The sequence below is a fragment of the Streptomyces sp. NPDC091376 genome (assembly GCF_044757085.1).
GTDB classification, from domain to species: domain Bacteria; phylum Actinomycetota; class Actinomycetes; order Streptomycetales; family Streptomycetaceae; genus Streptomyces; species Streptomyces pratisoli.
The window spans coordinates 169,040-182,980 of sequence record NZ_JBIVUF010000001.1; the positions used below are offsets into that span (position 1 = coordinate 169,040).

At 72.7% G+C, this 13,941-nt stretch carries 10 protein-coding genes and 3 tRNA genes; 7 read left to right on the forward strand and 6 right to left on the reverse strand.

Annotated elements, in window-relative coordinates; all coding sequences use genetic code 11:
- Window positions 1-62: 62 nt before the first annotated feature.
- Together ACIQMR_RS00720 and ACIQMR_RS00725 are read right to left on the reverse strand one after the other, a co-directional pair.
- Entirely contained in the window at window positions 63-1,502 is a 1,440-nt protein-coding gene (locus tag ACIQMR_RS00720) for an FGGY family carbohydrate kinase (protein WP_401381265.1), read from the reverse strand.
- A 621-nt stretch (window positions 1,503-2,123) separates the two neighbouring features.
- Window positions 2,124-2,426 carry a YtxH domain-containing protein gene (locus tag ACIQMR_RS00725; protein ID WP_401381268.1) on the reverse strand — a complete coding sequence of 101 codons (303 nt, stop codon included), beginning with the start codon at window positions 2,424-2,426 and terminating at the stop codon, window positions 2,124-2,126.
- 250 nt (window positions 2,427-2,676) lie between these two features.
- On the opposite strand from ACIQMR_RS00725, the gene ACIQMR_RS00730 reads away from it, so the two are divergent.
- From ACIQMR_RS00730 to ACIQMR_RS00740, 3 genes are all read left to right on the forward strand, one after another.
- Window positions 2,677-2,749 (forward strand) — tRNA-Asn (locus ACIQMR_RS00730).
- 5 nt (window positions 2,750-2,754) lie between these two features.
- Window positions 2,755-2,827, forward strand: a tRNA-Asn gene (locus tag ACIQMR_RS00735).
- A gap of 177 nt (window positions 2,828-3,004) precedes the next feature.
- A tRNA-Ile gene (locus ACIQMR_RS00740) sits at window positions 3,005-3,081 on the forward strand.
- A gap of 147 nt (window positions 3,082-3,228) precedes the next feature.
- On the opposite strand, the gene ACIQMR_RS00745 is transcribed toward ACIQMR_RS00740, so the two are convergent.
- Complete coding sequence (locus ACIQMR_RS00745; protein ID WP_401381270.1) at window positions 3,229-3,435, reverse strand: hypothetical protein; 207 nt, start codon at window positions 3,433-3,435, stop codon at window positions 3,229-3,231.
- Between the two features lie 461 nt (window positions 3,436-3,896).
- Window positions 3,897-4,874, reverse strand: coding sequence for a helix-turn-helix transcriptional regulator (locus tag ACIQMR_RS00750; RefSeq protein WP_401381272.1), 978 nt, complete (start codon window positions 4,872-4,874; stop codon window positions 3,897-3,899).
- A gap of 130 nt (window positions 4,875-5,004) precedes the next feature.
- On the opposite strand from ACIQMR_RS00750, the gene ACIQMR_RS00755 reads away from it, so the two are divergent.
- Both ACIQMR_RS00755 and ACIQMR_RS00760 read left to right on the forward strand, forming a co-directional pair.
- Window positions 5,005-5,745 carry an NIPSNAP family protein gene (locus ACIQMR_RS00755; protein WP_401381274.1) on the forward strand — a complete coding sequence of 247 codons (741 nt, stop codon included), beginning with the start codon at window positions 5,005-5,007 and terminating at the stop codon, window positions 5,743-5,745.
- Between the two features lie 346 nt (window positions 5,746-6,091).
- Window positions 6,092-6,835, forward strand: a complete 744-nt coding sequence (locus tag ACIQMR_RS00760; protein WP_401381276.1) for a hypothetical protein — start codon at window positions 6,092-6,094, stop codon at window positions 6,833-6,835.
- 46 nt (window positions 6,836-6,881) lie between these two features.
- Here the strand turns inward: ACIQMR_RS00760 and ACIQMR_RS00765 are convergent, their stop codons facing one another.
- Complete coding sequence (locus ACIQMR_RS00765; protein WP_401381278.1) at window positions 6,882-7,541, reverse strand: NADPH-dependent FMN reductase; 660 nt, start codon at window positions 7,539-7,541, stop codon at window positions 6,882-6,884.
- 331 nt (window positions 7,542-7,872) lie between these two features.
- On the reverse strand, window positions 7,873-8,046 hold the full coding sequence (locus ACIQMR_RS00770; protein ID WP_401381279.1) for a CsbD family protein: 174 nt from the start codon (window positions 8,044-8,046) through the stop codon (window positions 7,873-7,875).
- 468 nt (window positions 8,047-8,514) lie between these two features.
- On the opposite strand from ACIQMR_RS00770, the gene ACIQMR_RS00775 reads away from it, so the two are divergent.
- Both ACIQMR_RS00775 and ACIQMR_RS00780 read left to right on the forward strand, forming a co-directional pair.
- Complete coding sequence (locus tag ACIQMR_RS00775) at window positions 8,515-9,855, forward strand: MFS transporter (RefSeq protein WP_401381281.1); 1,341 nt, start codon at window positions 8,515-8,517, stop codon at window positions 9,853-9,855.
- Window positions 9,856-10,212: 357 nt separating this feature from the next.
- Window positions 10,213-13,896, forward strand: a complete 3,684-nt coding sequence (locus ACIQMR_RS00780; RefSeq protein WP_401381283.1) for a S8 family serine peptidase — start codon at window positions 10,213-10,215, stop codon at window positions 13,894-13,896.
- Window positions 13,897-13,941: the final 45 nt, after the last annotated feature.

Sequence of the window (13,941 nt, forward strand, 5' to 3'; positions counted from 1 at the left end):
GCCAAGGACGGGTCAAGAACGCGCGGACGCACGGCGGTCCGGAACTCGGCCCGTCGGCCGGCTCAGGGGTTGAACGCCCCGGGGTGCACCTGCTCGCGTGTCGCGGCGTACTGCTGCCGCACCGCCTGGCCGACCGCGAGTTCCTCGCCCGCCTCGAACACCTGGGCCGACGCGCCCTGCCAGGCCGGCGGGGTGTGGGGGGCGAGTGTGCCCTGCGCCACACCGAGCGCCCAGGCGGCCTGACGGGCCGCGCCCAGCGCCGCGTAGTCGGCGGGCTGCGGGACGACGACCTGGGCGGCGAAGATCGCGGGCGCCGCGGCCTGCACCGCCGGCAACTCGGCGGCCTGCCCCAGCAGGAACACGCGCCGCACCACCACGCCCCGCCCGCGCAGCACGTCCAGCGCGTCGGCGAGCGAGCACAGCATGCCCTCGAAGGCGGCCCGCGCCAGATGCTCGGGCTTCATCGACTCGCGCCGCAGCCCGGTCAGGGTGCCGGCGGTGTGCGGCAGCTGCGGGGTGCGCTCGCCCTCCAGATACGGGAGCAGGACGAGACCGGAGGAGCCCGGGGTGGACTTCACGGCCAGCGCCGACAGTTCGGACAGATCCTCGATGCCGAGCATCTCGGCGGTACCGCGCAGGACCCGTACGGCGTTGAGGGTGTGCACGACCGGAAGATGCATCCCGGTGGCGTCGGCGAACGAAGTGATCATCCCGGACGGGTCCGCGAGCGCCTCGTGATGGATGGCCATCACGGAGCCGGACGCCCCCAGGGACACCACCGCGTCGCCGGTCCCGAGGCCCAGCCCGAACGCGGCGGCCATCGTCTCGCCGGTGCCGGCGGAGATCAGCAGCCCCTCCGGGGTGGTCCCGGCCGCGTCGGCCGGACCCAGCACCTCAGGCAGCGCGGCCTGCTGGCCGAGCGCCAGCTCCACCAGGTCGGGCCGGTACGAGCCGGTGCCCGCCGACCAGTACCCGGTCGCGGACGCCGCGCCCCGGTCCGTCGTCCTGCGCGCCGGCCGGCCCAGCAGCTGCCAAACCAGCCAGTCGTGGGGCTGCATCACCAGCGCGGTGCGCCGGGCCGCCTCCGGCTCGGTCCGCGCCAGCCAGCGCAGCTTGGCCACGGGCAGCCCGGACTGCGGTACGCAGCCGACGGCCTCGGCCCAGGCGTGCCGCCCGCCGAAGCCCTCGATCAGATCGGCCGCCGCGGCCTGCGCCCGCTTGTCGTTGCCGACCATCGCGGCCCGCACCGGCGCACCCGAGGCGTCCAGCGGGATCACCCCGTGCTGCTGCGCGGACACCCCGATGGCCTGCACACCCTCCAGCAGCCCTCCGGCCGCGGCCTCACCGAGGGACAGCAGCCACGCCTGCGGATCGACGTCGGTGGCTTTCGCCTCGACGGGATGCGGCGCGTATCCCTGGCGCAGCACGGCGCCCGTGTCCGTGTCACAGACGACGATGCGAGTGAACGCGGACGAACTGTCCAGCCCGGCGACTATCCCCATGCCTTCAGATTCTGCCGCACTCCGGCCGCGGTCATGGTCATGGCCCGCTCAATCCGGGACCGCGCGGGCTCGGGGAGGGGGCTTTCGGGGGTTCGAGGACGGGCCTTCGGGACACCGGATGCCGCGCCCGGAAGCCGGAAGGCGGCGGCGACCTCCGTTCGCGCTCCGCAGCGAGGCCGCGGCCCGCGGGGCCCGCCGGGGGCGGGTCGGTGCCCGGCCGTGCTTCGAGGCGGGCCGCTCAGTGGGGCCGGCCCCCGCGGTCGGGGGCGGGTCGATGCCCGGCCGTGCTTCGAGGCGGGCCGCTCCGGGGGGCCCGCCCCCGCGGTCGGGGCCGGCCCGCCGGGCCGGGGCCCGCGAGTGTCGGCCGCACCCGGGCGGGTGCCCGCGGGTGTGGGCGCCGACCCTGGCGGGTGCCCGCGGGTGGTGTGTGCCGGACCCGGGCGGGTGCCCGCGGGTGTGGGTGCCGACCCGGGCCACCTGCGCCCTCGGGTGTCGGCCGTACCGCGGCCGTCTGCGTCCCCGGGTGTCGGCCGTACCGCGGCCGTCTGCGGCCTCAAGTGTCAGCCGTACCGTGGCCGCCTGCGTCCCCGGGTGGCGGCCTGACCGCGGCCGCCCGCATCACTAGGTGTTGGTCGTACCCCAGTCGTCCTCGCCGCCGCCCTGGCCCCGCTCCCGCAGGGAGCGCACCCGGTCGGCCACGGCTTCGGGCATCCGGTCGCCGATCGTGTCGCTCACCACGTGGTAGGCCTTCCCGGCGACCTCGCGGCTCGTCTGCGCGGCGGACTCGGCCGCGTTGCGCACGGCCGGGTTCTGCGTGAACTCCCGAGCGGACTTCTTCAGCTGCTCGTAACGCTCGCGCCCGGCGCGCGTGCCGAGCACGTATCCCAGGGCAAGTCCGGCGATGAACGTGAGCCGGTAGCGCATGGCTGCCACCCTTCGACGGCGTCGTCGGGACGCCGGAGTCGATACGGACCGTGAGGCTGCGGTGCTCGCCTACCCGCCGGTCCCCGAGATCACCCCGCGATCACCTCCAGGGCCACCTGGAGCTCACCGCGAGGTCACCGGGGGAACCGATTGGCGGAGCACCCCCCTGCTTGCGCTAATGTATGTGTCGCAGCGAGCGAGCGCCGCCTGGGAAGCCCCGGGGTAGGTACGTTCGGTGCACACGCAGCAATCCCCTGTAGCTCAATTGGCAGAGCAGCCGGCTGTTAACCGGCAGGTTACTGGTTCGAGTCCAGTCGGGGGAGCGCGATCCCCTGTAGCTCAATTGGCAGAGCATTCGGCTGTTAACCGGAGGGTTGCTGGTTCGAGTCCAGCCGGGGGAGCAGCAGCGGAAGAGGACCCTTCGGGGTCCTTTTTCATGTAGTCGTCCCATCCTGGAACCGGACAGACGGCAGCGCAGTCCTCAAGGTCATAGCGATGCCGACCATCCGAAGCAGGAGATCGTATGAGCGGCTATGCTGCGGCAGACGGCGCGCACAAATGTGCGCGACGCGCCGTTAGGGGCGGTAGCTCAGCCGGTTAGAGCAGCGGACTCATAATCCGTCGGCCGTGGGTTCGAGTCCCACCCGCCCCACCACGCGTTGCTCCCGGAGAACCGTTTCTACCTGCGCAGACGCGAGTACGGTGGTCACCACTCCACGGTGGGGGCCACCGTTCATTCGTTCAGATCAAGAGCCGGGGGACCCCCAGGGGACACGGGGCCGGCTCAGGGGCAGAGGGGCCTTCACACCGGCTTCCAGCGCCTGTTCGAAGCCCGGCGGGCGATCGTGAAGCGCGTGAGCGCGAAGCCGGCCGGCTGCTCCCCGAGGTAGTGGTCGTCGAACTGCCCTGCCCGGCCCGCCTCCAGGCCCTTCGCGGTGCACTGCTCACCCGTCCACGTCACGGCAGCGTCGCCGGCGTCGTCCTGGCCCCGACCGGCGAGGGTGATCATGCCGCGACCCTCGGCGTCGGGCGGCCCCGAGCCCCAACGGCCCAGTGGCACCCGACTGCCGCGCGCCGTGGGCGAAGAGTCGCCCCGAGCCCAGAACCAGGAGCCGGGTCCGGGAGTGGCGCCGAGAGATCAGGATTCGGCGATTCCGCAAACCCGGGCCCACCAATTCCGGCTTCTCGCCGTGGCTTCGCGCAAGGCGTTTCGGAGCGGTCTGCGGAATCCTCTTCGGTCTGTCCCCGGGGATCGCCGGCGCGATGAGGCATTCACCGGGGAGGCATTGACCGGGGAGGCCGCTGCGACCGGTTTCATCGTCGGTATGGGAATCGCGGACTTCGGAGTGCCGCGCGCTCTTTGCGGTCCCTCTCCGCCAGGCGAGACGCCTCCGGCGGAATCGGAGCCATCGCCGCCGCCGTTCGGAGGTCCGGGAAGAGGTGCGCGGTCGGGCCGAGCGCGTGCCGGCGTCAGGGGAGTTCGTAGGCGCGGGCGAGGAACCCTACGGTCTCCGCCATGGTCAGGCGCAGTTCCGCCGGCGCGACGACCTCGACGTCGACGCCGAGCCGCAGCAGCTCGCCGCAGGCGTGTTCGGTGCTCTCGGTCGGGATGACCGCCTCGACCCAGCCGTCGTCGCCGACGGCGGTCGCGGTGGAGTCGACCGCCCGCACCACCTCCGGTGGGACGTTGTCGGGCAGGCGCCGGCGTCCCCGAGGGGACAGGCGGACGGTGGCTGTGCCGGTGTAGCGGCGTGCCTGGAAGTCGTCCAGGTAGGAGGCCCAGTACGTGCCCAGGTCGAAGTCGCCCGGCCGGTCGAACACCTCGTCGCTCAGTACAGCGTCGAGGACATGGGTGACGCGGTAGGTCGCGAGGCCCTTCTCCGTGGCGGCCACGAGGTACCAGGTACCGGACTTGAGGACCAGTCCGTAGGGGCGGAGGCGGCGGTTCACCTCCTGCGGGGCGCGCCAGCGGCGGTAGCGCGCGTCCACCGCACGCCGGGTGAGGACCGCGTCGACGAGCAGGGGGAGATGCGGCGTCTGGTCGGGTTCTCGGTACCAGCCGGGGGCGTCCAGGTGGAAGACCGCCGCGGTCTGCGTCGCCTCTTCACGTAGTCCTGTGGGCAGCGCGGCCAGCAGCTTCAGCCGGGCTGCGGCCACCTCGCGCGCGAGGCCCAGGTCCGCGGCCGGCCCGGGCAGTCCGGCGAAGAACAAGGCCCGCGCCTCGCCCTCACTCATCCCGGTCAGCCGGGTGCGGTAGCCGTCGAGGAGTTGGTAGCCGCCCCCGCGGCCCGACTCCGCGTAGACCGGAACCCCGGCGGCCTGCAGGCGCGTCAGGTCACGGTACGCGGTCCGCACCGACACCCCCAGCTCCTCGGCGATCGCTGGTGCGGACAGGCGGCCACGGGACTGGAGCAACAGGAGCACCGACAGCAGTCGACCGGCAGACATGGACGCATTCTCCTCGGAAACCCTGACAGCCCCTGTCACACGGCTCCCCTACCGTCGGGTCCGCGATCCCGGCTCGGACCGCGCGAGCCGGGATCGCGTCCCCGATGAAGCGTCGAACAGGAGTCCTGCTGTGCCACCGACCGGCCTTGTCGGCCCGCCTGCCGTGATCGAGCTGCGCCAGTACACCCTGCGGCCCGGCAGGCGCGACGAGCTCATCGCGCTGTTCGACCGAGAGTTCGTCGAGCCCCAGGAAGAGGTGGGGATGATGGTGCTCGGCCAGTTCCGGGACCTCGACGACCCGGACCGCTTCGTCTGGTTGCGCGGATTCCGGGACATGGCGGCGCGCCGTCGCGGGCTCACGGACTTCTACGGCGGCCCCGTCTGGGCCAGGCACGGTCCGCAGGCGAACGACACGATGATCGACTCCGACGATGTCCTGCTCTTGCGCCCCGAGCCGGCCGGGAGCGGATTCGCCTGCTCCCCCTCCGGGCGGCCCGCGGTCGGAGCGCCTGCGCCGGACCGGTTCGTGGACGCCACCGTGTGGTCCTTCCCTCCCGGACGGCACGAGGGCGTCGAGCTGATCAGGGACGGACTCCTCCCCGTGCTGCGGGAGACGGGGCCCGCGCCACTCGCCTTCCTGACGACCGAGCACGCGCACAACACGTTCCCCAGGCTGCCGGTCCGCTCCGGCGAGAACGTCGCCGTGATCTTCACCTCGTACCCCGACGAGAGCGCGCACCGTCGACACCTCACCGACATGCGAGCGGATGCCCTGACGCGGGGCGAGCTCCTGCCGGCCATCGCGCGAGAACAGACAGCGGCGCCCCGGAAACTCCGGCTGGCGCCCACGGGCCGCTCACTCGTCTCCTGACTCGTGGGCCGACGACTCAGGCTGCCGTCAGTTCTCGTGCCGCTCCTTCTCGTCCATCACCGCCCGAGCCTCCTTACCCGGGACGCGTCGGTCGGGCCGTGCGCGCCGCGCGTGCCGTGCGCGTCGGCCGGTGACGGACACGCGGTCCCCGGCGGGGGTGTGCCCGTGCGCCTTCGAGGTACGTTCGGGGACAAAGTGGGCGGCCGCGCCGCTCGGTTCCGCGAGGAGGCTGGGGTGGTGGAATGCCGGACGAGGCCCTGACCCGCTGGTGTCACGCCGCACTCCGTGTGCGGTGGGCGGACCCGCAGACCGGCGCCCCCGTCCCGACCCGGCGCAGCAGCCGAGCATGACCGGACATCACCACGCCGATGCCGGCGGTCCGAGCGGTCCGCATGAGCCGGAACCGGAGCCGGAGCCGGAGCCGGAGCCGGAACCGGAGCCGGGGCAGGCGGCGTTCGGCGAGGCGCGCTGGCCGATGGCCGGGGCCGTCATCGCCGCCATGGTGCTGACCCTGCTGATGCCCGACGACCTGCGGCTGGGGCCCCGCTGGCTGCTCCCCTTCGGCGAAGGGCTGCTCCTGGTGACGCTGATCGCGGGTGACCCGGGCCGGATCAGCCGCCGCTCGGCCGCCCTGCGCGCCGTATCGATCGCCCTGGTGGGTGTGCTGGCGGTCAGCGCCATCTGGTCGACCGTCCGGCTGGTCGACGACCTCATCCACGGCGGGGCCGAGACCAACTCCGCCGCAGGCCTGCTGCAGGCGGGCGGCGTCGTCTGGGTCTCCACCGTCCTCGCCTTCTCCCTGCTGTACTTCGAACTCGACAGCGGCGGAGCGGCCGCGCGAGCCCACCACATGCCCACGACCCCCGAACTCGCCTTCCCCCAGCACCTCAGCCCCGAACTGAACGCCGCGCACTGGCGCCCCCGCTACGTCGACTACCTCTATCTCGGGCTCACCAACTCCACGGCCTTCAGTCCCACCGACGTCATGCCACTGGCCCCCTGGGCCAAGATCGCCATGGCGGTGCAGTCCCTCGTCTCCCTGCTCATCCTCGGCCTCGTGATCGCCCGAGCGGTCAACGTCCTCGCCTAGCGCTGTGACCGGTCACAGCACCAGCGGCCCGCTGGGCCCGTGGCGGTCAGTCCTCCGCCCGCTGGGTGACCGCCGCCTCCGTGCCGTCGCCGAGGAACTCGTACCACCGGCGCTGCAGGCAGACGTAGCGGACGTCGGCCTCGACGAGGCTGAGGAAGCCCGTCACGGTGTCGGTGAGCCGCTGCTGCAGGTGGGCGCTGGCGAGCAGACCGTCCTCGGTGAAGCTCTGGTGCGCCTCGGCGAGGCTGAACATGTCCGGGTAGACGCGGGTGCCGAGGTGTTCCAGGGGAACTCTCAGCGCCCACAGCCCACGGTTGCCGCCCACCATGGACGGGGACGCGGAGACGAGCATCGCGTGCTTGGTCTTGAAGGGCTGCGGGCGGACGCGGGAGACCCAGTCGATCGCGTTCTTGAGCACTCCGGGCACCGAGGCGTTGTACTCGGGGGAGGAGATCACGAACGCGTCGCACAGTTCGAGGCGGTCGCGCAGCGCGAGCGCGCCCTCCGGCAGCCCCTCGGCGGCCTCCACGTCACCGTCGAAGAGCGGCATCGTGAACTCGCGCATGCCGGCCAGGTCCGCGTTCGCGCCGGTGTCGGAGACCAGGCGGGCGACGAGCGAGGCCAGGCGGGCGTTGACGGACTCGGCCCGTAGCGCCGCGCCGAAGACGAGCACCCGCAGCGGGCCAGGGTGGGCGTCCGTGGGCATGGGGGAACGCTCCTTCCGGCGTGCGGGCGCCCTGGTCAGGGCGTACGGGATCAGTGTCGTCCGGTCGCGGGCGCCGCGCGATCGCGGCGGGGCCTTCCGGGCGATGCGCGGGAAGGAACGGGTGCGGGGCGGGGTCCTGGCGGAGCGGGGTCAGGACCAGTCAGGACCAGGCCAGGACCAGTCAGGACCAAGCCAGGACCAGGTCAGGGCCATGCCGGGGCCAGGCCAGGGCCAAGCCCGGGCCAGGGCAGGACTCAGGACCAGGCCAGGGCAGGACGAGGGCCGGGCCCGCGCCGCCGCGGCTCCGTACGCGTGCCCCTGCCGCCCCGGCTCAGTGCCTGGTGGTGCCCTTGCGTACCCGTTCCGCCGCCTTCTCCGCCATCTCCTGCGCCTTGCCGCGCAGCTGGTCACTCCGGCCGTGCCGCTGCATGGACTTGTCGTGGATGGTCCTGCCGAGGGTTTCCTTCAGCTTGCCCTTGATCTGTTTCGTCCTGGCGCTGCTCATCAGGATCGCCGTCCTCTCCGGGTCGGTGGGGCGCCCACACGCGTGTTCACCCCGCGCCTGTTCACCCTGCGCCTGCCCGTGGGAGGCCGCAACCGGCGTCCGTCACACCCCGTGAAGACGATCTTGCACTTCGCGCGGCCCGTGTCGCGGATCCCGTCTCGCCGATCCCGTCTCGCCGATCCTGTGTGGCGATCATGAGCCGGTGCGCGCCGCCCCCGACCGGGGCCGTGGGGCCGTGCGGCGGGGTGGGCGACATCGGGCGAGCGGTCGTCAGATCGCTTACGTCGCACAGCACTCCGGAGCAGGTCCGCTCTGCTCCGGCCCGCCCTCGGGCACGCCGACAGCCGCACATCGCCGCGCGACGGACCCCTGCCCCCATGCCCGTAAGGGACCCTTCCGTACGCGTCCCTATACTGCGCCCATGCCGCCGATATCGCCCGCAGCCGCCCGTCGCACGACACCCGTCGCATGACCGCCACCGGCACTCCGTCCGGCACTCCGTCGGGAACCCCCGCCGGTACTCCGCCCGGCGCCCCTGCGGGCACTCCGCCCGGCACCCCGGCTTCCGCTCCCCTGCGCCGCCGCATCCTCGCCGACCTCACGCCGCTGAGGATCTCCGCCCACTACCGCCGGCTCTGGTTCGGGAGCACCATCTCCTGGGTCGGCCAGGGCATGACCACCCTGGCGATCTCCCTCCAGGTGTACGACATCACCCGTTCGACCTTCTCCGTCGGGCTCGTCGGGCTCTTCTCGCTCGTCCCGCTGATCGTCTTCGGGCTGTACGGCGGCGCCGTCGCCGACACCGTCGACCGGCGCGCGCTCGGGCTGTACAGCGCGGCCGGTTCCGCCGGGCTCTCGGCCGCCCTCGCCACCGCCGCGCTGGCGGGCTTCCACCACGTCTGGTTCCTGTACGGCATCGTCGCCCTGCAAGCCGTGTGCGCCGCGCTCAACGCGCCCGCCCGCAGCGCGATGATCCCGCGGCTGCTGCCGCCCGAACAGCTGCCCGCCGCCAACGCGCTCAACTCCATGACGGCGACCTCCGGCATGCTGATCGGGCCCATGCTCGGCGGCCTCATCGTGGGATACGGCGGCTACCAGACGGCGTACCTCATCGACGCCCTCGCCTTCGGCGCCGCCCTGTACGCCATGTGGCGGCTGCCGTCGATGCTTCCCGACCGGGACCGTACGACCGCGAAGCGCGCGTCCGTGCTCGACGGGCTGCGTTTCCTCGCCACCCGGCCCAACATCCGCATGACGTTCTTCTCCGACTTCTGCGCGATGATCCTGGCGAAACCGACGGCGCTGTTCCCCGCCATCGCCGTGCTCTGGTACGGCGGGGACGCCCGCACCACCGGCCTGCTCGTCGCCGCGCCGGCCGTCGGCGCGCTGCTCGGCGGGGTGTTCTCCGGCTGGCTGGGAGGGATCCGCCGGCACGGGGTGGCGATCCTGCTCGCCGTCGCCGCGTGGGGGGTGGCGATCGCCGTATTCGGGCTGACCAGGAACCTCTGGCTCGGGCTGCTCTTCCTCGCCGTCGCCGGCTGCGCCGATACCGTCTCCATGGTGTTCCGCAACACCATGATGCAGGCGGCCGCGCCGGACGAGATGCGCGGGCGACTGCAGGGGGTGTTCCTCGTCGTCGTCGCGGGCGGACCGCGCCTCGGCGACTTCCTCGCGGGCTCGGTCGCCGATCTCACCTCGCCCGCCGTCGCCGTCACCGGGGGCGGGCTCGCCTGTGTCCTCGCGGTGGGTCTACTGGCGCTGCGTGGACGCGGGTTCGTACGGTACGACGCCCGCGAGCCCACTCCGTAAGGCCCCGAGAGGCCCCGGGAGGCCCCGAGGCGCGGCGGGCCCGACGCCCCGCGGGCTCGACGTCTCGCGGGCTCGACGTCTCGCGGGCTCGACGCCCGGCGGGCTCGACGCCCCGCACGCCTGACGCCGCGGATTCCCCGCAGCCCTGACACCCCTGGCTCCGGGCGGTTCCTGACGCCCCGACACCCCGACACCCCGACGCCCCGACACCTCCGCGGACCCGTGTCCGACCTGGCAGGTAGCCGCCATGGCAGATAACCGCCAGGGTTTGGTCGCCCCAAGCGACATCTGAGCGCTCAGACTCTTCGCCAACGCCCGGACACCACCCCGTCACCGGGCGTACGAGGAGAGACATCCATGACCAGAGCGTCCGCGAGGAGGAGAGCCCGGCTGCTGGCTGCCGGGCTCTCCCTCGTCCTGCTCCCGGCCGGACAGGCCCTCGCCGCCGAGTCACCCGAGCACGGCGCCGGGCAGCAGGCCCCGGCTGCCGCCTCCCGGCACACCGTCACGCTCATCACCGGCGACAAGGTCACCGTCACCGACCTCGGTGCCGGCCGCAAAGCCGTCGCCGTGGAGCGCCGCAAGGGCGCCACCGGTGCCGTCCGCAGCGAGATCTCGAACGGCCGGGTCACCGTCGTACCCGACGAGGCCCGCCCGTACCTCGACGCCGGTGTCCTCGACAAGCGGCTCTTCGATGTCACCGGACTCGTCGAGCAGGGCATCGACGGCAACCTGCCGCTGATCGTCACGTACGCCAAGGGCGCCCGCACGGCCGCCCCGCAGGGCGGCGACACGACACGGTCCCTGCCCAGCATCGGCGGCGTGGCCATGAAGGCCGAGCCGGGGACCGTCTGGGACGCGGTGGCCGGCGCCGGTGCCGCCACCCGCCGCACCTTCTCCGGCGGCATCGAGAAGATCTGGCTCGACGGCCGCGTACAGGCCGACATGGCCGAGTCCAACGCCCAGATCGGCACCCCCGAGGCCTGGCAGGCCGGCCTCACCGGCAAGGGCGTCAAGGTCGCCGTCCTCGACACGGGCGTCGACGCCGCCCACCCCGATCTCGCCGGACGCGTCGGTGAGTCGAAGAGCTTCATCGCGGGCCAGGAGGTCGCCGACCGCGACGGTCACGGCACCCATGTCGCCTCGACCGTCGGCGGCAGCGGCGCCGGCTCGGACGGCAAGGAGAAGGGCGTCGCGCCCGGCGCCGACCTGGCCGTCGGCAAGGTCCTCTCCGACGAGGGCTTCGGCAGCGAGTCGGAGATCATCGCCGGCATGGAGTGGGCCGCGAAGGACATCGACGCCAAGATCGTGTCGATGAGCCTCGGTTCGCGCGAGGGCAGCGACGGCACCGACCCGATGGCCGAGGCGGTCAACACCCTCTCCGCCCAGACCGGCGCCCTCTTCGTCATCGCCGCCGGCAACTCCGGCGCCCCCGGCACCATCGGTTCGCCCGGCGCCGCCGACTCCGCACTCACGATCGGCGCCGTCGACCACGCCGACGAGGCCGCGTACTTCACCAGCCAGGGCCCGCGCTACCGCGACTACGCCCTCAAGCCGGACCTGTCCGCACCCGGCGTCGACATCCTCGCCGCCCGCTCCCAACTCACAGCCGGCGAGGGCCTGTACACGTCGTTGAGCGGTACGTCGATGGCCACCCCGCACGTCGCGGGCGTCGCCGCGCTGCTGGCCGAGGAGCACCCCGACTGGACGGGCGCGCAGCTCAAGGACGCGCTGATGTCGTCGTCGAAGCCGCTCGACGCGTCCCCGTACGCGCTCGGCGCCGGCCGGGTCGACGTACCGGCCGCGACCCGTGCCACGGTCACCGCCACCGGCTCCGCCGACCTCGGCTTCTACAGCTGGCCGTACGAGGCCAACGAGCCGGTCACGAAGCCCGTGACGTACACCAACCACACCGACGCGCCCGTCACGCTGACGCTCGCCGTCGAGGGTGCGCCCGCCGGTGTCGCGACACTCGCCGACACCACGCTCACGGTGCCCGCGCACGGCACCGCGCGGACGACGGTCACCGGTGACGGCGGCAAGGCGGCCGTCGGCAACACCGGCGGCCGGATCACCGCCACCGCGGCCGACGGCAAGGTCGTCGCCCGCACCGCGTTCGGCCTGGTCAAGGAGGAGGAGCGGTACACCCTCACGGTCCATGTGAAGGACCGCGACGGCGCCCCGACGCCTGCCTACCTGGGCGTGCAGCGGCTCGCCGAGGGCGAGGACCCGTTCCCCGAGACGGTCGGCGAGTCCGGCACGCTCGAGCTGCGCCTGAAGCCGGGCACGTACACGCTCGACACCTTCCTCGACGTACGCGGCAGCAAGGGCGCGGACTCCCTCGGCCTCGGCTTCATCACCGAGCCGGAGATCACCCTCGACCGCGACCGCACCGTCACGCTCGACGGGCGCAAGCTGCGCGAGATCCGGGCCGAGGTCGACCAGCGCACCGAAACCCGTCAGCTGCTGATGGAGTTCGACCGGCAGGCGAACGGAGCCCACTACGGCGGGGCCGTGCAGGTCCCGATGACGTACGACTCGGTCTTCGCCGCGCCCACCCGCAAGCCGGCCACCGGCACCTTCGAGTACCGGACCGTCTGGCGTCTCGGCAAGCCGATGCTGGAGGCGGGCGTCGACGGTGCCCGGATCTCCGACGCGACCCCACAGAACGGCAGCACGGTGCTCGACGGCCGCTTCCGGCTCGGTGTCGTCGACGCGGGCGCCGGTGACGCGGCCGCCTACGAGGGCAAGGACGTGCGCGGCAAGGCCGTCCTCGTCCGCCACACCGGTGCCGTCCCGCCGGTGGAACTCGCCCAGAACGCCCAGGACGCGGGTGCCAAGATCCTCTTCGTGACCGACGCCGAGTCCGGCCGGCTGATGAAGTGGTTCGGCACCGCCGAGTACGAGTACCGGCCGCTCGCCGTCGCCACCGTCAACTCCGCGGACGCGGCGCTGCTCTCGTACGCGGCGGCGCGCGGCAAGCGGCTCGACCTGACGGCCACGCGCTACACGCCGTACACCTACGACCTCTCCGAGGGGCACCCGGGCGCGGTCGGCCACGATCTCGTCTTCCGGCCCGGCAGACACGAACTCGCCACGGTGAAGTCCACGTTCCACATGCCGACGGGACGGAAGGAGGACGGCGGCGAGTTCCGGTACTCGATCACCGACGCCTTCCCGATCGGCTTCGGCTTCAAGGAGCGGATCGCGTTCCCCGTCGAGCGCACCGAGTACGTCTCCACCGGCCCCGGCCAGCTCTGGCACGAGTCCGTCGACCTCGGCGACTCGCTGGAGGAGCGCGGCGGCCTTATCCCCTACCGGGGCGGAAGCCAGGTGGACCGTGACTGGTTCAAGCCGGTCTGGCACCCGTGGCTCGGCACCGGCCTCGGCTGGGGACAGACCCGCACCGGCAACAGCCTGCAGTTCAACACCCCCGGCTGGGGCGACTCGGGTCCGGACCACACCGGCTTCGGCAACGTGTGGAGCGACGACTCGCTGACCCAGTTCACCGAGGTGTACGTGGACGGGGAGCGGGTCGACCGCAGGATGAGCTCGGGCGCGTACGCCTGGGACGCAAAGCCGACCGAGCAGGAGTTCCGGGTCGTCACGGACACGACGATGGACCCGGAGCGGTGGCGGCTGTCCACCCGCGGCCACTCCGAGTGGACCTTCCGCTCGAAGGAGACCCCGGCCGACCGGGAGACCTACCTGCCGATGCTGAACCTCGGCTTCGACGTCGACACCGACCTCACCGGCAACGTCCGCGCCGGCCGCAAGCTCGACGTCGGCATGTTCTCCGAGTACGTGAAGGGCGCCGAGAACACCGGGAAGATCACCGGCGGCGCGCTGGAGGTGTCGTACGACGACGGGAAGACCTGGTCCAAGGTCCGGCTCGACGACGTCCGCGGGAAGTCCGCCACGTGGGAGGCGTCCCTGTGGGTGCCGAGGGACGCGCGGTTCGTCTCGCTGCGGGCCTCGGCGTCGGACGACCGGGGCGGCTCGGTGAAGCAGGAGATCATCCGGGCGTTCGGCGTGAAGTGACGCGCTGACCGATCCCCGGAGCAGCGGCCCGGTACGGCGAAGCGG